At 69.1% G+C, this 20,766-nt stretch carries 26 protein-coding genes and 1 tRNA gene; 17 read left to right on the forward strand and 10 right to left on the reverse strand.

Features of this window, described 5'->3' with window-relative positions; translation table 11 throughout:
* Positions 1–59: 59 nt before the first annotated feature.
* The gene (locus C8E87_RS10750) at positions 60–374 is read left to right on the forward strand and encodes an STAS domain-containing protein (protein WP_133872954.1); all 315 of its coding nucleotides are present in this window, start codon (positions 60–62) and stop codon (positions 372–374) included.
* Positions 375–387: 13 nt separating this feature from the next.
* On the opposite strand, the gene C8E87_RS10755 is transcribed toward C8E87_RS10750, so the two are convergent.
* On the reverse strand, positions 388–1,677 hold the full coding sequence (locus tag C8E87_RS10755; protein ID WP_133872955.1) for an MFS transporter: 1,290 nt from the start codon (positions 1,675–1,677) through the stop codon (positions 388–390).
* Between the two features lie 53 nt (positions 1,678–1,730).
* On the opposite strand from C8E87_RS10755, the gene C8E87_RS10760 reads away from it, so the two are divergent.
* The 11 genes from C8E87_RS10760 to C8E87_RS10810 all read left to right on the forward strand — a co-directional run bounded on the left by C8E87_RS10760 (position 1,731) and on the right by C8E87_RS10810 (position 12,229).
* Positions 1,731–2,726 (forward strand): GlxA family transcriptional regulator, encoded by a 996-nt coding sequence (locus C8E87_RS10760; protein WP_133872956.1) that lies wholly within the window; start codon positions 1,731–1,733, stop codon positions 2,724–2,726.
* Between the two features lie 75 nt (positions 2,727–2,801).
* Entirely contained in the window at positions 2,802–4,466 is a 1,665-nt protein-coding gene (locus tag C8E87_RS10765; protein WP_133872957.1) for a GspE/PulE family protein, read from the forward strand.
* 118 nt (positions 4,467–4,584) lie between these two features.
* Positions 4,585–5,721 carry a type IV pilus twitching motility protein PilT gene (locus C8E87_RS10770; protein WP_239079963.1) on the forward strand — a complete coding sequence of 379 codons (1,137 nt, stop codon included), beginning with the start codon at positions 4,585–4,587 and terminating at the stop codon, positions 5,719–5,721.
* Positions 5,722–5,725: 4 nt separating this feature from the next.
* Positions 5,726–6,958: a type II secretion system F family protein gene (locus C8E87_RS10775; protein WP_133872958.1), complete on the forward strand. Its 1,233-nt coding sequence runs from the start codon at positions 5,726–5,728 to the stop codon at positions 6,956–6,958.
* A gap of 80 nt (positions 6,959–7,038) precedes the next feature.
* Complete coding sequence (locus C8E87_RS10780) at positions 7,039–7,569, forward strand: type II secretion system protein (RefSeq protein ID WP_275408976.1); 531 nt, start codon at positions 7,039–7,041, stop codon at positions 7,567–7,569.
* Positions 7,570–7,615: 46 nt separating this feature from the next.
* Positions 7,616–8,404, forward strand: coding sequence for a prepilin peptidase (locus C8E87_RS10785; RefSeq protein WP_133872959.1), 789 nt, complete (start codon positions 7,616–7,618; stop codon positions 8,402–8,404).
* A gap of 20 nt (positions 8,405–8,424) precedes the next feature.
* Positions 8,425–9,450, forward strand: a complete 1,026-nt coding sequence (gene pilM, locus C8E87_RS10790) for a type IV pilus assembly protein PilM (protein ID WP_133872960.1) — start codon at positions 8,425–8,427, stop codon at positions 9,448–9,450.
* Between the two features lie 5 nt (positions 9,451–9,455).
* The gene (locus C8E87_RS10795; RefSeq protein ID WP_133872961.1) at positions 9,456–10,223 is read left to right on the forward strand and encodes a PilN family protein; all 768 of its coding nucleotides are present in this window, start codon (positions 9,456–9,458) and stop codon (positions 10,221–10,223) included.
* Positions 10,223–10,828: a type 4a pilus biogenesis protein PilO gene (locus C8E87_RS10800; RefSeq protein ID WP_133872962.1), complete on the forward strand. Its 606-nt coding sequence runs from the start codon at positions 10,223–10,225 to the stop codon at positions 10,826–10,828. The genes C8E87_RS10795 and C8E87_RS10800 overlap by 1 nt, the downstream gene beginning before the upstream one ends.
* A gap of 77 nt (positions 10,829–10,905) precedes the next feature.
* Entirely contained in the window at positions 10,906–11,559 is a 654-nt protein-coding gene (locus tag C8E87_RS10805; RefSeq protein ID WP_133872963.1) for a GntR family transcriptional regulator, read from the forward strand.
* 235 nt (positions 11,560–11,794) lie between these two features.
* Positions 11,795–12,229 carry a response regulator gene (locus C8E87_RS10810; RefSeq protein WP_133872964.1) on the forward strand — a complete coding sequence of 145 codons (435 nt, stop codon included), beginning with the start codon at positions 11,795–11,797 and terminating at the stop codon, positions 12,227–12,229.
* A gap of 150 nt (positions 12,230–12,379) precedes the next feature.
* Here the strand turns inward: C8E87_RS10810 and C8E87_RS10815 are convergent, their stop codons facing one another.
* The 3 genes from C8E87_RS10815 to C8E87_RS10825 all read right to left on the reverse strand — a co-directional run bounded on the left by C8E87_RS10815 (position 12,380) and on the right by C8E87_RS10825 (position 14,798).
* Positions 12,380–12,826: an SRPBCC family protein gene (locus C8E87_RS10815; protein ID WP_133872965.1), complete on the reverse strand. Its 447-nt coding sequence runs from the start codon at positions 12,824–12,826 to the stop codon at positions 12,380–12,382.
* Between the two features lie 344 nt (positions 12,827–13,170).
* Positions 13,171–13,407: a hypothetical protein gene (locus tag C8E87_RS10820; RefSeq protein ID WP_133872966.1), complete on the reverse strand. Its 237-nt coding sequence runs from the start codon at positions 13,405–13,407 to the stop codon at positions 13,171–13,173.
* 740 nt (positions 13,408–14,147) lie between these two features.
* Positions 14,148–14,798, reverse strand: a complete 651-nt coding sequence (locus C8E87_RS10825) for an aggregation-promoting factor C-terminal-like domain-containing protein (RefSeq protein WP_438866039.1) — start codon at positions 14,796–14,798, stop codon at positions 14,148–14,150.
* A 148-nt stretch (positions 14,799–14,946) separates the two neighbouring features.
* Here C8E87_RS10825 and C8E87_RS10830 point away from each other — a divergent pair, with 148 nt between their 5' ends.
* Positions 14,947–15,426, forward strand: coding sequence for a VOC family protein (locus C8E87_RS10830; protein WP_133872968.1), 480 nt, complete (start codon positions 14,947–14,949; stop codon positions 15,424–15,426).
* On the opposite strand, the gene C8E87_RS10835 is transcribed toward C8E87_RS10830, so the two are convergent.
* On the reverse strand, positions 15,381–15,926 hold the full coding sequence (locus tag C8E87_RS10835) for a hypothetical protein (protein WP_133872969.1): 546 nt from the start codon (positions 15,924–15,926) through the stop codon (positions 15,381–15,383). The two genes, C8E87_RS10830 and C8E87_RS10835, sit on opposite strands and share 46 nt — an antisense overlap.
* Before the next feature lie 77 nt (positions 15,927–16,003).
* Here C8E87_RS10835 and C8E87_RS10840 point away from each other — a divergent pair, with 77 nt between their 5' ends.
* A complete protein-coding gene (locus C8E87_RS10840; RefSeq protein WP_133872970.1) occupies positions 16,004–16,570 on the forward strand; it encodes a TetR/AcrR family transcriptional regulator in 567 nt (188 codons plus the stop codon).
* On the opposite strand, the gene C8E87_RS10845 is transcribed toward C8E87_RS10840, so the two are convergent.
* Positions 16,560–17,291 carry a class I SAM-dependent DNA methyltransferase gene (locus C8E87_RS10845; protein WP_133872971.1) on the reverse strand — a complete coding sequence of 244 codons (732 nt, stop codon included), beginning with the start codon at positions 17,289–17,291 and terminating at the stop codon, positions 16,560–16,562. The two genes, C8E87_RS10840 and C8E87_RS10845, sit on opposite strands and share 11 nt — an antisense overlap.
* A 13-nt stretch (positions 17,292–17,304) precedes the next feature.
* Positions 17,305–18,102: an S-methyl-5'-thioadenosine phosphorylase gene (locus tag C8E87_RS10850; protein ID WP_133872972.1), complete on the reverse strand. Its 798-nt coding sequence runs from the start codon at positions 18,100–18,102 to the stop codon at positions 17,305–17,307.
* Positions 18,103–18,169: 67 nt separating this feature from the next.
* Here C8E87_RS10850 and C8E87_RS10855 point away from each other — a divergent pair, with 67 nt between their 5' ends.
* Positions 18,170–18,763: a YqgE/AlgH family protein gene (locus C8E87_RS10855; protein WP_166661144.1), complete on the forward strand. Its 594-nt coding sequence runs from the start codon at positions 18,170–18,172 to the stop codon at positions 18,761–18,763.
* Between the two features lie 70 nt (positions 18,764–18,833).
* Positions 18,834–18,906, forward strand: a tRNA-Ala gene (locus C8E87_RS10860).
* A gap of 108 nt (positions 18,907–19,014) precedes the next feature.
* Here C8E87_RS10860 and C8E87_RS10865 read toward each other — a convergent pair.
* From C8E87_RS10865 to C8E87_RS10870, 3 genes are all read right to left on the reverse strand, one after another.
* Positions 19,015–19,218 carry an STAS domain-containing protein gene (locus C8E87_RS10865; protein WP_133872974.1) on the reverse strand — a complete coding sequence of 68 codons (204 nt, stop codon included), beginning with the start codon at positions 19,216–19,218 and terminating at the stop codon, positions 19,015–19,017.
* A 21-nt stretch (positions 19,219–19,239) separates the two neighbouring features.
* Positions 19,240–19,371, reverse strand: a complete 132-nt coding sequence (locus C8E87_RS46315) for a hypothetical protein (RefSeq protein ID WP_275408974.1) — start codon at positions 19,369–19,371, stop codon at positions 19,240–19,242.
* 169 nt (positions 19,372–19,540) lie between these two features.
* Positions 19,541–19,948: a winged helix-turn-helix transcriptional regulator gene (locus tag C8E87_RS10870; protein WP_133872975.1), complete on the reverse strand. Its 408-nt coding sequence runs from the start codon at positions 19,946–19,948 to the stop codon at positions 19,541–19,543.
* A gap of 105 nt (positions 19,949–20,053) precedes the next feature.
* Between C8E87_RS10870 and C8E87_RS10875 the strand changes: the two genes are divergently transcribed.
* Positions 20,054–20,761 carry a DsbA family oxidoreductase gene (locus C8E87_RS10875; protein WP_133872976.1) on the forward strand — a complete coding sequence of 236 codons (708 nt, stop codon included), beginning with the start codon at positions 20,054–20,056 and terminating at the stop codon, positions 20,759–20,761.
* The last annotated feature ends 5 nt before the right edge of the window (positions 20,762–20,766 follow it).

Genomic DNA, 20,766 nt, shown 5'->3' on the forward strand with positions numbered 1-20,766 from the left:
TGTTTGATGATGCCGATTACCGTACGTGGAATCACCGCCACAGTGGAAGAAGGACCGCCTTGCCCGACGAGTTCGTGACGAGCCTGGACAGCGACGGCCGGACAGCCACCGTGGCGCTGCACGGCGAGGTCGACGTGCTCACCGTCGACCAGGTCCGCACCGCGCTGACCGACGCGCTCGCCACCCACCCTCACCAGATCGTGGTCGACCTGTCCGGCCTCGTGTTCATCGACTCCACCGGCCTGGGCGCGCTGATCTTCGGTTTTCAGCGCGCCCGTGACGCCGGTGTCCGCTTCCGGCTGACCAACCCGTCCGCCCCGATCAAACAGATCCTGGTCCTCAGTGGCCTGCTCGAGGTCGTCGAGCTGAGCTGAGCCGGGCTCGCGGTCAGGCTTTCGCCACCGCCACCGCCAGCCCGATGCCCGGGGCGATCGGGCGCAGCCGCCTGCCCGCGAACAGCATCAGGCTGAGCACACTGGCCAGGATGGCGAGGGCTCCGGCGCCGTACCAGGCCCACGTGTACGCCCCCAGCTGATCGCGGACCAGCCCGGCCGAGGTGGCGGCGGCCGCGGCGCCGATCTGGTGCGCGGCGAAGACCCAGCCGAAGACGACCGCGCCGCTCTCGCCGAAGTACTCCCGGCACAGTGTGACGGTCGGCGGCACGGTCGCCACCCAGTCGAGGCCGTAGAACAGGATGAACACCAGCATGCTGGGGTGCGCGGCGGCCGCGAACAGCGACGGCAGCACCAGCAGCGACAGGCCGCGCAGGAAGTAGTACGCCCCGAGCAGGATCCGGCTGTCGACGCGGTCGGTCAGCCAGCCCGAGAACACCGTTCCCACGATGTCGAACACGCCGACCAGGGCCAGCAGCCCGGCGGCGGTGGTCTCGGCCATGCCGTGGTCGTGCGCGGCCGGGATGAAGTGGGTGCCGACCAGCCCGTTGGTGGTCGCCCCGCAGATCGCGAACCCGCCCGCGAGCAGCCAGAACGGCCGGGTCCGGGCGGCCTGGCCGAGCGCGCGCAACGCCGTACGGGCGGCCCCCGCCGCAGCGATCGGCTTGGGTTCGGCGTACTCGCCGCCGAGCGCGCCCATGCCCAGCTCGGCCGGGTGGTCGCGCAGCCGCCACCAGACCAGCGGCACGACGAGCAGGGCGGCCACGGTGACGGTCAGCGCGGCGACGCGCCAGCCGGAGTTCTCGGTGAGCGTGGCCAGCACCGGGAGGAAGACCAGGTTGCCGGCCGCGCCCCCGGCGGTGAGCACGCCGGTCACCAGGCCGCGGTGCTTGACGAACCAGCGGCCGGCGATGGTGGCGACGAAGCCGAGGGCCATCGATCCGGTGCCGAGGCCGACGAGCACACCCCAGAGCAGGATGAGCTGCCAGCTCGACCGCATGAACACCGTCAACCCCGAGCCGGCCGCCACCAGCAGCAGGGCGGCCATCACGACCCGGCGGATGCCGAACCGTTCCATCAGGGCGGCGGCGAACGGCGCGGTCAGGCCGTAGAGCATCAGGTTGACCGAGACGGCGGCCGAGATGGTGCCGAGCGACCAGCCGAACTCCTCGTGCAGCGGCCGGATCATGACGGACGGCGTGGCCCGGAACCCGGCCGCGCCGACCAGCGCGACGAACGCCACGGCGGCCACCAGCCAGGCGGGATGGATGCGGTACTTGGTCACGAGAGAGATTCTGCGTTCTTCCGTACGAGCGGACGAGTGGCCGGGAGGCCATCATGCGCAAGAATCAGGCCATGTCCTCTCGACACACGATTGCCGTCCTGCCGCTCGACGGCGTGGTGGCGTTCGACCTCGGCACGGCCACACAGGTGTTCAACGCGGCCCGCCGCGCCGACAAGACGAAGCTGTACGACATCCTGGTCTGTGGCACCGGCCCGGTCCGCAGCACGGCCGGGTTCACGATCGTCCCCGATCACGACCTGAGCGTCCTCGAGGTCGCCGACACGGTTGTGGTGCCGGGCGTCGACGCCGGGAGCACCGTGACCGACGGGACTCTGCGGGACGACGTACGGGAAGCTCTGCGGAACGCCGCCGCCCGGGGCGCCCGCATCGTCTCGATCTGCACCGGCGCTTCCGTGCTGGCCGCGGCGGGGCTGCTCGACGGCCGCCCGGCCGCCACCCACTGGCTGTGGGGCGAACGCATCGGCCGGCTCTATCCCCGGGTGCGGTGGAACCTCGACGTGCTCTTCGTCGACGACGGCGACGTGCTCACCTCGGCCGGGGTGGGCGCCGGCGCCGACCTCTGCCTGCACATCGTGCGCAGCGACCACGGCGCCGAGGTGGCCAACCGCGCGGCCCGCCGCTGCGTGCTGCCGCCCTGGCGCGACGGCGGCCAGGCCCAGTTCATCGAGCGCCCGGTGCCGCACTCCGACGGCACGGGCACCGCGCCGACCCGGGCCTGGGCTCTCGACCGGCTGGCCGAGCCGGTGGGACTGGAGGAGATGGCGGAGCACGCCCGGATGAGCGTGCGTACCTTCACCCGGCGGTTCCGCGAGGAGACCGGCACGAGCCCGCGGCAGTGGATCCTGCGGCAGCGCATCGCCCACGCTCAGGTTCTGCTGGAGTCGACCGATCTGGGAGTGGAGGTGGTGGCCCGGCGCTCGGGCCTGGGCAGCGCCACCGCGCTGCGGCAGCACCTGCAGGCGGCCATCGGCGTGGCGCCCACGGCATACCGGCGAACATTCCGCCAGCCGGTGCGAATTACATCATAATATTCCGGATCTCAGCTTTGGTCCGTGACACCCGATAGGCATAAGCACGCACGTTTTGCCTAGAACAAGGATGTCATGGATCAAACCTTCCGCCCGCTGCTGGACGCGCTCAAGCAGATCGGGATCGATCCGCAGGCCGTGGACGCAGCCGCGGCGGAAGCGCAGCGCAGCGGCCGGTCCGTGCGCGCGGTCCTCATCAACGACCAGGTGGTCACCGAGGAGCAGCTGACCCAGGCGGCCGCCCTCGCGTTCGGCATCAACACTGTCGACCTGGTCAGCGTCACCCCCGACCCGGCCGCGCTCAAGCGGATCCCGCTGCCCGTCGTGCTGCGCCACCGCGTGCTCGGCATCTCGATGTCCGGCGACGAACTGGTCGTCGGCGTCACCGACCCGGGCGACGTGGTCGCGCTCGACGACGTGCGTGCCGCCACCGGCATGACCGTACGCCCCGTGGTGGTCGCCCGCAGCGAGGTCCGCCGGATCATCGAGAAACTCCAGCGCGAGTCGAGCGACCTCGGCGACATCGTCGAGGCGGACGAGTCGCAGAACGCCATGTCCGCGCAGGCGACCAGTGCCGACGACGCCCCGATCGTGCGCTACGTCAACAACCTGATCGAGCAGGCGGTCATGAACCGCGCCTCCGACCTGCACCTCGAGCCCACCGAGGACGACATGCGGGTGCGCTACCGCATCGACGGCGTGCTGCACGAGGTCGACCTGGTGCCGCGCGGCGTCATGGCCGCCCTCACGTCCCGCATCAAGATCATGTCGGGCGTCGACATCACCGAGAAGCGGGTGCCGCAGAACGGCCGCATCACCGCGCTCATCCGCGACCGCACGGTCGACCTGCGTACCGCCACGCTGCCCACGGTGTGGGGCGAGAAGCTGGTGCTGCGGGTGCTCGACACCGGCGGCATCGACCTCGACATGAACAAGCTCGGGTTCACCCAGCACAACCTGGACCGGTTCGCGGCGTCGTTCACCAAGCCGCACGGCATGCTGCTGGTGACCGGCCCTACCGGTTCCGGCAAGTCGACCACCCTGTACGCCACCCTGGGCCGGATCAGCAAGCCCGAGGTCAACGTGATCACCGTCGAGGACCCGGTCGAGTACCGGCTCCGCGGCGTCAACCAGGTGCAGGTCAACACCAAGGCCGGGCTGACGTTCGCGGCCGTGCTGCCGGCCATCCTGCGCTCCGACCCGGACGTCGTGCTGATCGGCGAGATCCGGGACGGCAACACCGCCCAGATCGCCGTCGAGGCCTCGCTCACCGGTCACCTCGTGCTCTCCACGCTGCACACCAACGACGCCCCCGGCGCTGTCACGCGTCTCACCGAGATGGGCATCGAGCCGTTCCTGGTCGGCTCGTCGCTCGACTGCGTGCTGGCCCAGCGGCTCTCCCGGCGCCTCTGCGACTGGTGCAAGGAGGCCTACAAGCCGACCGAGGAGGAGCTGATGGGCGCGCGCTGGCCGTTCGAGGACCTGGCCGTGCCGGAGGCGCTGTACCGGCCGGTGGGCTGCCGCAACTGCGCCAACACGGGGTACCGGGGCCGGATCGCGCTGCACGAGGTCATGCCGATCTCGCCGGAGATCGAGGCGCTGACCATCCGGCGGGCGTCGGCCGGCGAGATCCGCGAGGTGGCGCTTTACCAGGGCATGTACGACCTGCGAGCGGACGGGCTGGCCAAGGCGGCCGGGGGTCTGACCTCCGTACGCGAGGTCTCCCGGGTGGCGATCTGAGGACGCTACCCCGTACGGGAAAAGACCGCTCGAAAACGCGGGAAGACGCCCTAAACAGCTGCGCCCCGATGCCGAATACAAGAGCGTCCCAGGACCGACGAGCAGATAGCCGGTGACGATGTATCAGACCGACCAGATGGTCCCCCAGCAGGCGACGGCGCCCCAGCCGGTCGCCCCCGCCCCGGGCGACCTGGCCGTGCTCAACCAGATGCTCGTCACCCTGGTCGAGTCGAAGGGCTCCGACCTGCACCTGACCGTCGGCACGCCGCCCATGATCCGGGTCAACGGCGGTCTGCGGCCCCTGCCCGGCTACGGCAACCTGAACTCGGCCGACACCGCGCTGCTGGCCCGGGCCGCCGTCTCGGACGAGCAGTGGGAGACGTTCCAGACCAACCAGGAGCTCGACTTCGCGCACAGCATCGTCGGCGTCTCCCGGTTCCGCGGCAACCTCTACGTCCAGCGCAACTCGTGCGGCGCGGTCTTCCGGGCCATCCCGCATGAGATCAAGCCGCTGGACGAGCTGGGCATGCCCGACTCGGTGGCCCGCTTCGCGCATCTGCCCCGGGGGCTCGTGCTGGTGACCGGCCCGACCGGTTCCGGCAAGACCACGACGCTGGCCTCGATCCTCGACCTGGCCAACCGCACCCGCGCCGACCACATCATCACCATCGAGGACCCCATCGAGTTCCTCCACCCGCACAAGCGCAGCGTGGTCAACCAACGCGAGGTCGGCAGCGACACCGAGGACTTCGCCCGGGCGCTCAAGAGCGCGCTGCGGCAGGACCCCGACATCATCCTGGTCGGCGAGCTGCGTGACCTGGAGACCACCGCGACCGCGCTGACCGCCGCCGAGACCGGTCACCTGGTGCTGGCCACGCTGCACACGCAGAGCGCCACCCAGACCATCGACCGCGTCATCGACATCTTCCCGCCGCACCAGCAACTGCAGATCCGCGCCCAGCTGGCCGCCTCGCTGCAGGGTGTGATCACCCAGGCGCTGGCGCCGCGCGCGGACAACAAGGGCCGGACCGTGATCTGCGAGATCCTCACCGCCACCCCGGCCATCCGCAGCCTGATCCGCGAGGGCAAGTCGCACCAGATCCCCTCGTTCATGCAGGCCGGCGCGGGTGAGGGCATGCTCGCGTTCGACCAGCACCTGGCCGAGAAGGTCCGGGAGCAGGTCGTGACGCTGCAGGCCGCCCTCGAGATCTGCCACTCCAAGGAAGAGCTCAAGCGACTCGTGGGACGGATGTGACCTGATGCCGGCCACCAAGGTCTTTCGTTACAGCAGCATCGACGGCGCCGGCCATCGGGCCAAGGGCACCGTCGAGGCGCCCAACGAGACCGCGGCCACGCATCTGCTGAAGCAGCGCGGCGAGACCCCGCTGGAACTCGTCGAGACCGGCAAGGGCCTCGACATGGAGATCAAGATCCCGGGCCTGGGCAACCGGGTCAAGCTCAAGGATCTCGCCGTCTTCGCCCGCCAGTTCGCCACCATGACCGCGTCCGGCATGTCGCTGCTGCGCTCGCTGGCGATCCTCGAGGAGCAGAGCACCTCTCCGGCGCTCAAGAAGGCGCTGGGCGAGATGCGTACGGACGTGGCCGGCGGCGGCTCGCTGTCGTCGTCGATGGCCAAGCACGACCGCATCTTCCCGCGCCTCATGATCGCCATGGTCCGGGCCGGCGAGACCGGCGGCATGATCGACCGCGCTCTCGAGCAGATCGCGGACAGCCTGGAGAAGGACACCGCGCTCCGCGGCAAGATCAAGAGTGCGATGACCTACCCGGCGATCGTGCTGTCGTTCACCTTCGTGCTCATCGCCGCGGTCCTGATCTTCATCGTGCCCGTCTTCGAGGGCATGTTCAAAAACCTCGGCGGCGAGCTGCCCGCGATCACCCAGTTCCTGGTCGACGCGAGCCACAACATGTGGTGGATCGGGCCGCTGGTCCTCGGCGTCGGCATCGGCTCGTCCGTCTTCTACAAGCAGCAGATGCGCACCAACGCCGCGTTCCGGCTGCGGGCCGACCGGATCAAGCTGAAACTGCCGGTGTTCGGGCCGCTCTTCCGCAAGCTCGCGATGAGCCGGTTCTCGCGCAACCTGGGTCTGCTGCTCAACGTCGGCGTGCCGGTCATGCAGGCGCTGACCGTGGTCGGCGAGACGACCGGCAACGAGGTCATCACCGTGGCCATGAAGGACGTGCAGGCGGCCGTGCGGGATGGCCAGCCCATGTCCTCGGCCATGCGGCACCACCCGATCTTCCCGACCATGGTCACCCAGATGGTCGAGGTCGGTGAAGAAAGCGGCCAAATCAGTCAGATGCTGGACAAGGTTGCCGATTTCTATGACAGGGAAGTCGACAGCGCCGCCGAATCCCTGACCGCGTCGATCGAACCGATCATGGTGCTCGTCATGGGCGCCACGGTCGGCGGAATGGTGATCTGTCTGTACCTGCCGATGTTCACCATCTACCAGAACATCCAGAGCAACTGACGCCCTGGACCAGGCCGGTCTCCCGCCGGCCGAACGGGCCCCCGCCCGGCACCACCCCGCCCCGCCCCACCCTGACGCCCATGGAGGCACCCCCAATGCAAGAAGCGATCAACCGGCTGCGCAACAAGAAGGACGACGAGGGCTTCACCCTCATCGAGCTCCTCGTGGTCGTGGTCATCATCGGCGTGCTGGTCGCCATCGCCGTGCCGGTCTACCTCAACTACCGCAAGGGGGCCGCTGACAAGTCGGCGCAGTCCGACGTGCGCGGCGCGGTGAGCACGATCGAGCAGTTCTACACCGACAACGGCAACACGTACCCGAAGACGACCCGGGCAGGAATCGAGTCGAGCTTCGACGTCAGCACCGGCTCGACCGACACGCCGGCTGCGGGCGCCGCCGCACCCGCCGGCTGGATCACCCTGTCGGACAAGACCAAGATGACCTACGTCGCCGGCCCCGCGACCGGCACGGCCCCGAACACCACCGTCGCGACATACAAGGTCTGCGCCGTGAACGCCAACGGCAGCGAGAAGCTCTATGTCTACGACAGTGCGCTGGGCGGCTCGGTGAAGACGTACGACAAGGGCAAGATCGCCGACTGTACCCCGTGACGATCTGACGAACAGCCCACCGCCAGCGTCTAGGAGGTGAACCCGAATGCCGCAGCCCGCGCTGCTCGTCGTGGTGGCCCTGCTCGGCCTGGCGGTGGGCTCGTTCCTCAACGTGGTGATCTATCGGGTGCCGCGCGACGAGTCGCTCTCGCACCCCCGGTCGCACTGCCCGGCCTGCGGGCAGCCGGTCCGCAACCGGCACAACATCCCGGTGCTGAGCTGGCTGCTGCTGCGCGGGCGGTGCGCCGACTGCCAGACCCCGATCAGCGCCCGCTACCCCCTGGTCGAGGCGGGCACCGCGGTCCTGTTCGTCGCGGTGGCGGCCCGGTTCGGCCTCTCCTGGGAGCTGCCGGCCTACCTCTACCTGGCGGCGATCTCGGTGGCGCTGGCCGCGATCGACCTCGACGTGATGCGCCTCCCCGACAAGATCGTCCTTCCCTCGTACGCGGTGGCCCTGGCCCTCATGGCCCCCGCGGTGATCGCCGAGCACACCTGGTCGGCGGCCGGGCGGGCCCTGCTCGCGGCGGCCGTGCTCTACGCCGGGTACTCGCTGCTGTCGGCGATGCCCCGCGGGATGGGCGGCGGCGACCTCAAGCTCAGCCCGCTGATCGGCTTCTACCTCGGCTGGCTGGGCTGGAGCTCGGTCCTCATCGGCGCGTTCTCGGCGTTCCTGTTCGGCGGGATCGTCGGCGCGGCGCTGATGCTGACCCGCCGGGCCACCCGCAAGACCCGCATTCCCTTCGGTCCCTACATGCTCGCCGGCGCCTTCCTCGCGGTCTTCGCCGGCGCACCCATCGCGCAGTGGTACTCGTCGCTGCTCGTACCCACCGTCTGAAAGGTCTGAGAGGAGAACCGATGGCTGGCGTCACCCCGATCGGGCTGGACATCGGCACGTCCTCGATTCGTGCCGTCGAGGTCCGCCGCGGCAAGGACGACTACACGCTGTCCAACTTCGGCCAGGTGCCGCTGCCGCCCGGGGCGGTGCACGGCGGCGTGGTGCAGGACCCGGTGATGGTCACCTCGGCCCTCAAGCAGCTCTGGGCGGCCTGCAAGTTCGGCACCAAGAACGTCAGCATCGGCGTGACCAACCCGCAGCTGGTGGTGCGCGAGATGTCGGTGTCCAACCTGCCCGCCAAGGAGATGCGCCAGGCCCTGCCGTTCCAGGTCAAGGACGCGCTGCCGCTGGCCGTCGAGCGCTCGCTGCTCGACTTCTATCCGCTCGAGGATCCGGGCGACAACCCGACCGTACGGGGTCTGCTCATCGCTATGCCGAAAGAGGCGGTGATGAGCGCCGTGGACGCCGTCGAGAAGGCCGGGTTGCACGTCAAGGCGGTCGACCTGGCGTCGTTCGCGCTGCTGCGGGCAGCCTCCCGGCTGGACGCGCAGGTCGAGGCGATCGTCGACATCGGCCTCGACGTGACCAGCGTGGTCGTGCACGCCGACGGCGAGCCGCTGATCGTGCGGACCGTCCCCCGCGGCGGGCAGGAGATCACCGACAGCATCGCCTCCCGGCTCGGCATCGGAGTGCCCGAGGCCGAGGAGCTCAAGTGCCGTTTCGGCCTGCACGGCGACGGTCGGGAGGACGGCGCCCAGGCCGCCGAGGAGGCCGTCCGGCCGCTGGTCAGCGAGCTGCGCAGCTCCTTCACCTATCTCGCCTCGGGTGAGCGGCAGAAACAGGTGACCCGGCTCGCGCTCTGCGGCGGCAGCGCGCTCATGCCCGGCCTGGCCGAGCACCTGCAGAACGAACTGCGGATCACCGTCATGTACGCCGACGGCGCGAGCCGGCTGCGGGACACACGCAAGGGCCGCGAACGCGGCTTCGACAGCTTCGTGCCCTCGGCCGCGGTGTCGATCGGCCTGACCCTGGGAGCGGCAGCCTGATGACCATGACGCAAACGTCCCTGCTGCCGGTCGACCCGGCCGTCTCACCCGCCCAGGCGAACCGCATCCTGACCATCCGGGCCAACCTGCTGCCGGAGGAGATCACCGCGGGCCGCAGCGCCCGGCGGACCCGGGGCGGCCTGATCGTCGCCGTGGTGCTCGTCCTGGCGGTGCTCGGCGGCTGGTACTACTACGCCGTCCAGCAGCTCGACACGGCGAACGACAACCTGGATACGGCGTCCGGTCAGGTCTTGCGGGCTCAGCAAGCCAAGAGGGGCTTCGCGGGTGTCACCGGGATCATCAACGACCGCGACGCCCTGACGGCCGACCTCAAGGCGCTGATGGCCAACGACCTGCCGTGGGCCACGACCACCGACAAACTGCGCGCCAACGCCGCGGCCGCCGGGGTCACCATCGAGGAGATCTCCGGCACCGTCCTGATGGACCAGGCCGCCACGACCACCACCCCGGCCGACTCCGCATCCGGGACGGCCGCTTCCGGTGCGGCTTCCGCGGGCGCGGCTTCAGCGGGCACAGCCTCGGCCGCCGCGCGTCCGGTCGGCAACGTGACCCTGGCCGGCACCGCGCCGGACAAGCCGCAGATTGCCCTCTTCATCGACAAGCTCGCCGATCTCGACGGCTTCGCCGACCCGTACCTGACCAACCTGTCGCTCAACGACGGCAAGTACGACTACGCCATCTCGGTCAAGGTGACCTCGGCCGCGCTGTGCGGCCGTTTCACCAAGCCCTGCCCCGCGACCGGAGGTAACTGATGGACGCCCGCCGCACCGACCGGCTCTGGCTCATCGGTGGGATCGTCGCCATCGTGATCATCGTCGCGGCCGCCTGGCTGCTCGCCATCTCGCCCAAGTTCGCCGAGGCCGACACCGTGCAGGCCGAGGCCGACGACACCACCATCCAGCTCACCAAGCTGAAGAAGGAGGTGGCCGACCTCAAGGAGAAGGACGCGAAGAAGCCGACCTACCAGGCTGAGCTCGACGCGCTCGTCAAGAACCTGCCCGAGACGTACGGCCAGGCCACCTTCGTCCGCTCGCTCAAGGACGCCGGCGCCCGCACCAACGTCGCCGTGACGGTGCTGTCGGCCGGCTCCACCGTCCAGTCGGGGACCGTGACCACCGCGGCCGAGATGCCGCTGTCGGTGACCGCCTCCGGCTCCATCGCGAACGTCAGCCGGTTCCTGGTGCAACTGCAACAGATCCAGCCCCGGGCCACTCTGGTCAACGCGGTCAACCTCAGCTCCGGCGACGAGACCGACCTGATCAGCGCGAACCTGACGCTGACCGCCTTCTGCACGACCTCGGACGTGGCCGACAGCGGCAAGGCCAAACGCACCGACCGCTGCAGGACCGGCTCGTGAGCTGGGCGTTTCCGGCACGCGGGTGAACCACGGCGGGTGGGACGACGCTCCACTGTCACCCTGAGTACGCTGCCGGTATGTCATACGCGGTCCCACCGACCCGTACCGCAGCGGTCGTCCGCCAGCTGCGCAACGAGATCGTCACCGGCGAGCTGCCCCCCGGCACGCTCATCAAGGACGCCGAGCTCGCCGCGCGCCTGGGAGTCAGCATCACGCCCATTCGCGAAGCTATCGCCCAGCTGAGCGTCGAGGGCCTGATCGACATCGCGCCCAACCGCACCCGGCACGTCACCAAGGTCACCCAGAAGAACGCGCTCGAGCTGATCGACGTGATGAGCGTGCTGGCCTGCGCGGGCTTCGAGTGGGGGGTCGACAACCTCACCGAGACGCACATCGGCCTGCTGCGCCAGCGGCAGAAGGAATTCATCGACGCGCTGGCGGCGGGCAACGTGCTCGCGGCCGGGGCGGCCGGCGCCGACTTCAGCACCATCATCATCCTGGCCAGCGGCAACCGTGAGCTGCAGTCCATGGTGGACCTGGTGGTCGCGCGCACGATGCGGATACTCGCCATGACCGCCGAGAGCGACCTCTGGAACAGCTGGATCCAGGGGCACGAGGCGATCCTGCGGCTGCTCGAGGAAGGCGACCGCCAGGGTGCGCTCGCCCGCTACCGGCAGATCTACGTCGACTACCGCGCCCAGGTCGAGCGCGAGCTGTTCGTCGGCCAGTGACCCCGGAGCAGCTCGCGTAACCAGCTTCCCGTACGGGCCGCCCGAGCCCCTTCCCGGAGGGCGGCCTCGGGCTTTGGGCTTTACCCGAGGTTTTCGTGCCCGGCGAATTCGCAACCGCGCCGCAACCGTGATCTTCCTCGCGTCGCCACCGGCCGTGCCGATGGGCGAATCGTTACCGTGCGTTGCTGAACCGCGGGAACCCACGAGCCGTGTTCCGTACCAGGAGGTAAGAAAAATGACCGCGCTTCTCGCACCGCCTGTGGACACCGACGCCTTCACCCGCGCGCTCTCCTCCGGGCCGATCGGGGCGCCCCTGTCGCCCAGCGTCCTCATCGCCGACGACGATGACGACGTCCGCGACGTGATCGAGTACCGGCTGCAGGTCGCCGGCTACCGCACGATGACCGCGGACAACGGCCGGTCGGCGCTCAACCTGGCCATCCAGCGCCGCCCTCGCATGATCATCCTGGACGTCACGATGCCGCAGATCGACGGCCTGACCGTCTGCAACCGCCTGCACGAGAGCCCCGCCACGGCCGGCATCCCGGTCCTGATGATCAGCGACGACGGCCACCCCGCCACGGGCGCCGACGACTACCTGCCGAAGCCGTTCAGCCCGCACGAGATGCTGCGCCGGGTCAAGGGGCTGCTCCTGTCGGCAGGCAGGTGACATCGGACTCCGGGCGCCGGGCTGCCCGACCCGCCAAACAGCACCTGGTTTTGTTCGCGAGTTTCGGCGCCAGATGTCGGCAGTGGGTGGAAACCATCTGGCGCACCGATTCGGCACCCGCGAGGCTCGTCGCCAAGGACCAGGTGCGGATCAGTGGCGATCCTCCTGGGCGTATCGGTCCAGGGTGGTGGCATACATTCGTGACATCAGCCAGCCCATGGGGCCGAGATGCAGCAGGAACAGCAGGGGCCTCTGCAGTACGCGCGCGTGGGTGTTGGTCCACTCGACGTGGAGCCGGCTGCCTCCGTCGGCCCCCGGCGTGATCCGTACGAGTCCGTCGCCGCCGCCCCCGTAGCTGCTCTCCACGACCGTCCAGCGGATGACCGCGGGGTCCGACCAGTCGTAGCGGGCGACCACCCAGAACGGTGAGCCGGGAGAGCTCTCCCGCGCGACCGCCCAGGTGTCGCTCTGCTCGCGCAGCTCGTACTTCTTCGGATCGAGGGTGCGGCTCCAGATCTGTGCTCGGCGCTCGCTGAAGTCCGTGAAGGCCCGGCGCACCTGCTCGGGTGAGGCTCTCGTGTCGACGTCGAACCGCATCCCACCATCGGAGCACATGCCGCCAGCGGGGTCCAGCGACTCTACGAGCGAGCCAGCCCCCGCGTGTCCCCGGATGTGCCTGATCCAGCAGGCCGGACTGCGTCGAGCGTCGAGCCTCAGAACGATCCTTTCGCCAGCCATGATCGGACGCGCGCTCTCCGGCTACCAGAAGCGCGCATCGCCCATCGTTCGTCGTCGCAGCGGAGGGCTACCGAAAGTGACTGAACGACCGTGCGCCGACCCTCGTCATCGCCTCAGCCATGGTCAACAAGTGGCGCTCGTTCTCACGAACATTCCACCTGCGCCCGAAACCTTCACCCTGCCCGTCGCCGCCTGGGCCCAGCTCAGCCCGCCTCTTTCTCCGGCTCTCTCAGAGGCAGGAACACTCCCTGGTCGGCGCACGCCGACTCCAGCCCGAGCACGTGGGTGGTCAGCGGCTGCGCATACAGAAGCTTGGCGTCGTCCCCGCTCTGCGACATCCGCCAGACAATGTCCATGACCTTCGTGCCGTGATCGCGGATGTCCTCGTGCCGCGACCCGGCGAACACCTGCCGCGCCCGCCGATACTCGGCCTCGGTCATCGCCCCACCGTCCGCCGGATCAACCCGGAACGTCGTGGACCCCCCGCGCATTGCCTCGCAGGCGCCCACACCCGAATCGGCCAAGATCATCCCTCGGTCGTACGCCGTCCAGACGCCCCCGCCAAGCACAAGCAAAGCACCGGCCAACAGCGCATACGGCCACCGTGGCGCCCGTTCAGCAGGCGGCTGCCCACCATCGTCCATCGTTGCTCCCAACGCGAAAGCGCCGGATTTCGGCCGCACCAAGACCCAACGACACTCCCCGGCGCCGCGCAGTCGCCCATCCAGACATTCACGCCCACCGATCAGCCACCCGAGCCCCCCAACTCTGAGGACCGGATCCAACCGACCCTGTCTTGCAGTCCGCAAAACACCGACCGACTGAACGCGCTCACCGCCCACCACCACCGGCGGGGATCCCAGGCGCCCTCTCCCTCGATCACGTCAGCAAAACGTTCGTCCCGGGGACTGGGGCAGACTTCCTCAGGAATGAACCACTCCGGGTTCATCTCCACGCGGTCAGCCCTCAGCGGCCGCCCGACGAATGCGCCCAGGCACCACCACATCTCCCCGGACTCGAAGCCGCCCACGTAGATCGGCGCCTTCGTCGCCCGCATCCGGCGTAGGTCGGGATGCACTGCCTCCCAGCCGGTTGCCACCATGGCACGGCCGATGATTGCTCCGTGATGTCGACGTCGGCGAGTGCGCACATGCGGGTGAGCCGACCATCGACATGGCGCCTAGTAGTGGCCCCTGTCCTGGAAGAAGCCCCAAGCGCCGCACGGGGTGTCGTAGCGGCCCTTCACGTAACCCAGGCCCCACTTGATCTGGGTGGCGGGATTGGTTCTCCAGTCGGCGCCGGCCGAGGCCATCTTTTTGCCGGGCAGAGCCTGCGGGATCCCGTACGCGCCTGAGCTTTTGTTCTCGGCCTTGTAGTTCCAGCCGCTCTCGTGCTTCCACAGCTTGTCGAGACAGGGGAACTCGGCGATCGGGAAGCCCTTTTCCAGCATCAGCGCGCAGCCGATTTTGCGGCTTCCGGAGTATTCGTTGCACGAGGAGGGGATGGGGCCGTTGTACGGGACGGGCCCGCCTTGCTCCTCTTTCTTGCGGTCGGCGGCGGCCTTCTTGTCGGCGGCCACCTTCGTCTCGAGTTTGTGGGCCCGGCCGGCGGCGGTGCGGGCGGCCGCGGCGGCTTTGGCGGCGGCGGCGCCCTCGGCTTGACGCTGCCAGGCCCGGGCGGCGGCGTTGCGGCTCTGGTGCTGTTTGAGCAACTGCATGTCGAGGTCGGCCTGCGCGGCGTTCGCGATCGATGTCTCGGCCGGGCGGGACTGCCAGTCCTGACCCAGGTAGACGCCGCCGATCAGGCCCGCCACCAGTAGTCCGACCGACACGGCGCGTACCGAAACGCGGCTCCACAGCCGATTCACGAGCGTCCCTTTCGCCAACTACCGCCAGAGTTGCTCGGAACACATTGGCGTACCGCGACCGGGAAGGCAACAGTGGTCGGAAAATGACCGCTATGGCGGCGATGATCGGCCTATGAACATTCCACACGGTAAGCATTCGGTCACTCCCTACGTGGCGGCGAAGGGGGCCGAGCGATTCCTGGCCTTCGTCGAGGCGGCCTTCGCCACCGAGCCCGCCCGGAAATTCCTCAATCCGGACGGAACCATCGGTCACGGTGAGGTCACCATCGGCAACTCCGCGCTGATGACATTTGACGCGGCGCCGCATTGGCCGGACATTCCGGCATTGCTGTCAGTCTATGTGGATGACGTCGACGAGACGTTCGCGCGGGCGGTCGAGGCCGGCGCGACAGTGGTGACCGAGCTGTTCACGTCGCGCGTCGTCGGCGACCGGGGCGGGCGGCTGCGTGACCCGGTCGGCAACATCTGGTGGGTGCAGACGCACCTGTCCGAGCCCGACCCCAGCGCTTTGGGGGACCCGGACGAGGCGCGGATCATGGACGCCGCTCAGCGGTCCTTCGCCGACGAGATGGGCCGCCGCGCGAACGTGTAGCTGAACGAGATGATCCCGTCGATGACCAGCACGAGTGTCCAGACCCGCAGCACGCCCCACAGGCCCTCGGTGCGGTCCGCGTCGCCGACGAGCAGGGCGAAAAGACCCAGAATCACCACCGCGATCCCGTACGCGAGGAGGTGCCGGAGCCACATCCGGCGCTCGTACGCCGCGTGTTCCCGGCCGCCCTTCGGTGGCTTGACCGGCGGTGGTCCGCCCGCGAACCGGTGGGCGAACCGCTGGTCGGTCCAGGTCAGCATGCGATGACCGAAGGCGACCGACACGCCCAGGTAGACGGCGGCGAGCGCGTGGGCCAGCTCCGCCTCGCCGCCGCGCCGCAGGTCGACCACCGAGAACGCGAGCAGCGCCACGTCGACCAGCGGCACCGCCAGCAACAGGGCCGCACCCAGCCGCCGCGCCTTGAGCAGGTAGCGCGCGGCCAGCCCTGCGACGAGCAGGACCCAGAACCCGATCTCGCACGCGACGATCGCGACGATCATGACAACCCCCGTACGTCCATCTGGAAATAACACGGTCGTGCTAGAACCTTTGTAACACGGTCGTGCGACCATCAGTCGTGCCCAAAGTCGTCGACCATGCCGTACGCCGTAAGGAACTGGCCGCCGCGGTCGGGCGGGTGATCGCGCGCGACGGCGTCGGCGAGGTCTCGATCCGCACTGTCGCCGCCGAGTCGGGTTGGTCCTCCGGCGCGCTCCGGCACTACTTCAAGACCCGCGGCGAGCTCCTGGCCTTCGCCTGCGAGCAGGTCATCGACGAGGTCACCCAGCGCATCGAGCAGAAAAGACCGGCCGGCGGCGTACGGGAAGCGGTCATGGAGATCTTGCTGGAGACCATGCCCGTAGACGGTCGGCGAAAGACCGAGTCGACGATCGCCTTCTCGTTCGTCGCGCTCGGCCTCGGCGATCCGGCGCTGGCTCGGGTGCAGAAAAGGCACTTCACCCAGATGTACGAGTTGTGTCTGCGGCTCGCACCACACCTGAACCCGGACGGGGACGTCGAGGGCGTCGCGCGGCGCCTGCACGCCATGGTCGACGGGCTGACCGTGCACGTGCTCGCCGGCCATCTCACCCCCGCCGAGATGCAGCGGCAGCTGGGCGGCTACCTCGACGAGCTCATGGCTTGACCCACGTGGCGATGATCTTGCTGCTGTCGTCGGTGAACGGCGTACGCGCCCACGAGTCCCAGCGGTGCTCGGGCCGCAACCCCGCTATCCGCGCCATCAGATCCATCTCGGCGGGCCATAGGTAGCGGAACGGCACCGACCAGAACTCGCCGCGGCCGTCCTCGTGGAGTGTCACATAATTCGAGGCCATGGCCTGCGTGGCCACCTCGTAGCTGTCGAAACCCCACCGGCCGGGCGTGACCGTGAACGGCACCACCGTCTGACCGGCCGGCAGTTTCCGCAGCTCGGGAACCATGACCTCGACCAGGAACCGGCCACCCGGCCGCAGCTGCGCGGCGGCGTTGACGAAACACTCGACCTGCGCGTCCTGCGTCGTCACGTTCATGATCGTGTTGAAGACGAGGTAGACCAGGTCGAAGCCGCTCCCGACCCGGGTCGTCGTGAAGTCGCCGATCGCGGCCTCGATGCCGGGGTTCTTGTCGTGCAGGCGGGCGACCATGGCGCGGGACATGTCGACGCCGCTCACCGCGACGCCGCGTTCGGCCAGCGGCACGGCGACACGCCCGGTGCCGATGGCGAACTCGAGCGCCCGCCCGCCCCCAGCAAGATCAACCAGGACGTCGGCGGTCTGCGCGATGACGACCGGGTCGAACTCGGCGCCGGTCGCGTCGTCATACGTACGGGCGACAGGCTCGCCGAAGTAACCGTCCGGGTCGTCCACGGGGCAGAGCCCCCTACGGCAGCTCGATGGGCAGCTTCAGGCCGTCGAGGGCCGACGCGCACGGGCACGTCCGCTCCTGCGGCAACCGGGTCACAGCATCCAGCAGGACATCCCGCAGCCGCGACGTATTTTCCGCGAACACCCGGAACACCTCCTCCTGGGTGACGCCGTGATCGCCGTCGACCCCCGCGTCGAGGTCGGTGACCAGGGCGATCGAGGTGTAGCAGAGGCCCAGCTCACGGGCCAGCACCGCCTCGGGATGGCCGGTCATGTTGACGACCGCGCCGCCGATCGAGGTGAACCAGCGCGACTCGGCCCGGGTCGAGAACCGGGGGCCCTCGACCACGACCATCGTGCCGCCGTCGACCGGGGCCACCGGCTCGGCCGCGGCCAGCACGGCGCGCCGGCCGTCCGGGCAGTACGGGTCGGCGAAGTTCACGTGCACGGCGCCGGAGTCGTAGTACGTCTGCGCGCGTCCGCTCGTACGGTCGATCAGCTGGTCGGGCACCACGAACGTGCCCGGGCCCAGCTCGGGACGCAGGCCACCGACGGCGCAGGGTGCGACGACCTGGCGTACGCCCAAAGCGCGAAGCGCCCAAAGATTGGCCTGATAGGGAATCTTGTGCGGCGGGTAGCGATGATCGCGCCCGTGCCGCGGCAGGAACGCCACGCGGCGGTCACCCACCCGGGCGACGGTGATCGGATCGGAGGGGTCACCGTAGGGCGTGGACACCTGGTGCTCGGAGGCGTCGTCCAGTAGGGCGTACAGCCCCGATCCGCCGATGACGCCGATCTCGGCCGCTGGGTTCATGGGCAGACCTTATCGGGGGCCGGAATCTCGGGCTAATGTGCGTTCATGGCGTTGCTGGGGACGGCGAATGTATAGCGAGGGCCAGCGGATCGGAGGCCGGTCGATGGAGTCGATGACCGGCCGGCTCCTGGTGGCGACACCCACCCTCAAAGATCCGAACTTCGACCGTACGGTCGTGCTGCTCGTCGCCCACGAGACGGGCGGCGCCCTCGGCGTGGTGCTGAACCGCGCGACCGAGGTCCCGGTGGCCGACGTGCTCGGCGGCTGGGGCGAACTGGCCGGCGACCCCGCCGTGCTCTTCGAGGGCGGCCCGGTGCAGCCCGAGTCGGCGATCTGCCTGGCCCGCACCCGCCCCGAGGTCAAGAAACGGATCTCCGGCTTCCACCAGGTCTCCGGCGCCGTGGGCACGGTCGACCTGTCCGCCGACCCGGAAAGGCTGCGCGAAAGCGTCTCCGGCATCCGGGTCTTCGCGGGCTACTCCGGGTGGTCCGCGGGCCAGCTCGAAGACGAAATCTCCTCCGGCTCCTGGTTCCTGCTGGACGCCCTGCCCGGCGACCCGTTCATGACCCGCCCCGACGACCTGTGGGCCATGGTCCTGCGCCGCCAGGGCGACATCCTGGCCGCCGTGGCCCACTTCCCGCCGGATCCGGCCCTGAACTGAGGGGGTCCCTTCGGGGGCGGTTCGAAGGTGTGTAGTATTTCCTCCGTGCCCGGGCGACCGGGGATGGCAAGGGGCTGTGGCGCAGCTGGTAGCGCACCACACTGGCAGTGTGGGGGTCAGGGGTTCGAGTCCCCTCAGCTCCACGATATGGCATTCACGAAGAATGACCATTTCGTGATGCTCGCGATACGTCGCTTGAGCTGCGGAAACGCGTCGAAGGGCAGGTTGCGCCCTGCCTCCGAATGCCGATTTCACTCGCCCAGCAGGTATGACACGTCGGCCTTTGGATTGCGCGAGGATTCGCTGAGACCGGTGACGATGACGTGCTGCGCCGTGGGGCTTGAGTCGACCACGAAGAAGGCCGGCTCTGTTCGTTGGCGTGGTTGAGCCCCGCCGAACAGCACGCCCAAAGCGCTGGAGTCCAGAAAGCGCAGGTCGGCCTGGTCGACCCGCACCCCGCGGTGACGTTGAACGGCCTAAGGGTCCGTGACCGGTGACGGTTCGTCGAGATGCGGATCGGTGGTGGTGCGGGGCAGCCCGACGAGGGCTCGATACGCGCCGGTCAGCGCTCGTACCCGCAGTTCGGGGCCTTCGAGGCCGATGACCATCAGCGGCCTCGTCGGATACCCGGTAGACGAGCTCCACGTCGCCGGCCGCCCGCTGGGTGTCGCCGGACCCATCGCTGGCACAGTCCCGTAAAGCGGATTGCTGGCAAGCGGGCGGTGTAGTCCTGGATGGTGACCTTGTCCTGCCGGTTCGCGACCGCTTGCGTGGCGGTCAGGATCCGGTCGTTGCGGCGCGCTCGCGGTTGGCGCGGATCTCGTCGTGGTGGTCGGCGGCCCAGCCGATCAGCGAGGTGACGATCTCGTGCAGGCCGCGGCCCAGCGGGGCGAGGGTGTACTCGACGCGCGGCGGGACCTCCGCGTAGGCGGCACGGGTGATCAGCCCGTCCTCTGCGAGTTGGCGCAGGGTGAGGCTGAGCATGCGCTGTGAGATGCCGGGGACCTGCCGTTGCAGGTCGGTGTAGCGCAGCGGTCCGGGCTCCAGGACCGCGATGATCAGCAGGCTCCACTTGTCGCCGACACGGTCGAGGGTCTCGCGGATGAACCCCATGTGCTCGGCCGGGATGGCCGCGCACGGCCCGATCGCTGCCGCCGTCACCTCTGCTTCGTCGACCATCTTCATGACGCACATTCCTCTCCGCCACGCACACGAATGTGCCTTTTGTAGCGCCTCCCATACTGGCCTATCGTTGCGTTACGAACAAGTCGTTGGAAATGGAGCTGTGTGATGAAGGTGGACATTTGGGCCGAGGTGACCTGCCCCTGGTGCGGCCTGGGCAACCACCGGCTGGCCACAGCTATCGAGCGGTTCGAGCACGCCGACGAGGTGGAACTGATCCACCACTCCTTCCCGCTCAGCAGCAGCTTCCCCGAGGGGGACACCTTCACCGTCCGCGAGGCCCTGCTGCGCCAGCACGGTATCGGCGGCAGTCAGGCCGAGACGTCCACCCGGCGCATCGAGGAGCTCGCCGCGAGCGAAGGGCTGACCCCGTACCGGGTGCTGGACAACAAGGTCGGCAACACCGATCTGGCGCACGAGTTCCTCGCCCACGCCAGCGCCCAGGGCAAGAACCACGAGGCCTGGGACACCATCTTCACCACCTACTTCGGCAAGGCCGAGCCGGTCTTCTCCGCCGACGACCTGTTGAGGCTCGCCGACGAACTCGGCCTGGACCGCGAGCAGACCCGCCAGGCCCTCACCGGCCGCCGCTACCGCCGTCAGGTCCGCGACGACGCGGCCCGCGCCCAGCGACTGGGGGCGACCGGCGCGCCGTTCATCGTCGTCGACGACCGCTACGGCGTGCCCGGCGCCCAGGACAGCGACAGCCTCCTCGAACTGCTGCGCAAGGCCTGGGACGACAGCCACCCCGTCACCTTCGCCGGTGATGCCCCGAACTGCGGACCGGACGGCTGCGCCCTCCCCGAGCGCGACTGACCCAC

The organism is Paractinoplanes brasiliensis (assembly GCF_004362215.1).
GTDB lineage: Bacteria > Actinomycetota > Actinomycetes > Mycobacteriales > Micromonosporaceae > Actinoplanes > Actinoplanes brasiliensis.

Bases quoted from the DNA above. Each gene is read 5' to 3' on its own strand.
- C8E87_RS10760 (WP_133872956.1), top strand. From the start codon at position 1,731: ATGCGCAAGAATCAGGCCATGTCCTCTCGACACACGATTGCCGTCCTG.
- C8E87_RS10765 (WP_133872957.1), top strand. From the start codon at position 2,802: ATGGATCAAACCTTCCGCCCGCTGCTGGACGCGCTCAAGCAGATCGGG.
- C8E87_RS10770 (WP_239079963.1), top strand. From the start codon at position 4,585: ATGTATCAGACCGACCAGATGGTCCCCCAGCAGGCGACGGCGCCCCAG.
- C8E87_RS10775 (WP_133872958.1), top strand. From the start codon at position 5,726: ATGCCGGCCACCAAGGTCTTTCGTTACAGCAGCATCGACGGCGCCGGC.
- C8E87_RS10780 (WP_275408976.1), top strand. From the start codon at position 7,039: ATGGAGGCACCCCCAATGCAAGAAGCGATCAACCGGCTGCGCAACAAG.
- C8E87_RS10785 (WP_133872959.1), top strand. From the start codon at position 7,616: ATGCCGCAGCCCGCGCTGCTCGTCGTGGTGGCCCTGCTCGGCCTGGCG.
- pilM (WP_133872960.1), top strand. From the start codon at position 8,425: ATGGCTGGCGTCACCCCGATCGGGCTGGACATCGGCACGTCCTCGATT.
- C8E87_RS10795 (WP_133872961.1), top strand. From the start codon at position 9,456: ATGACGCAAACGTCCCTGCTGCCGGTCGACCCGGCCGTCTCACCCGCC.
- C8E87_RS10800 (WP_133872962.1), top strand. From the start codon at position 10,223: ATGGACGCCCGCCGCACCGACCGGCTCTGGCTCATCGGTGGGATCGTC.
- C8E87_RS10805 (WP_133872963.1), top strand. From the start codon at position 10,906: ATGTCATACGCGGTCCCACCGACCCGTACCGCAGCGGTCGTCCGCCAG.
- C8E87_RS10810 (WP_133872964.1), top strand. From the start codon at position 11,795: ATGACCGCGCTTCTCGCACCGCCTGTGGACACCGACGCCTTCACCCGC.
- C8E87_RS10815 (WP_133872965.1), bottom strand. From the start codon at position 12,826: ATGCGGTTCGACGTCGACACGAGAGCCTCACCCGAGCAGGTGCGCCGG.
- C8E87_RS10820 (WP_133872966.1), bottom strand. From the start codon at position 13,407: ATGACCGAGGCCGAGTATCGGCGGGCGCGGCAGGTGTTCGCCGGGTCG.
- C8E87_RS10830 (WP_133872968.1), top strand. From the start codon at position 14,947: ATGAACATTCCACACGGTAAGCATTCGGTCACTCCCTACGTGGCGGCG.
- C8E87_RS10835 (WP_133872969.1), bottom strand. From the start codon at position 15,926: ATGATCGTCGCGATCGTCGCGTGCGAGATCGGGTTCTGGGTCCTGCTC.
- C8E87_RS10850 (WP_133872972.1), bottom strand. From the start codon at position 18,102: ATGAACCCAGCGGCCGAGATCGGCGTCATCGGCGGATCGGGGCTGTAC.
- C8E87_RS10855 (WP_166661144.1), top strand. From the start codon at position 18,170: ATGTATAGCGAGGGCCAGCGGATCGGAGGCCGGTCGATGGAGTCGATG.
- C8E87_RS46315 (WP_275408974.1), bottom strand. From the start codon at position 19,371: ATGGTCATCGGCCTCGAAGGCCCCGAACTGCGGGTACGAGCGCTGACC.
- C8E87_RS10870 (WP_133872975.1), bottom strand. From the start codon at position 19,948: ATGAAGATGGTCGACGAAGCAGAGGTGACGGCGGCAGCGATCGGGCCG.
- C8E87_RS10875 (WP_133872976.1), top strand. From the start codon at position 20,054: ATGAAGGTGGACATTTGGGCCGAGGTGACCTGCCCCTGGTGCGGCCTG.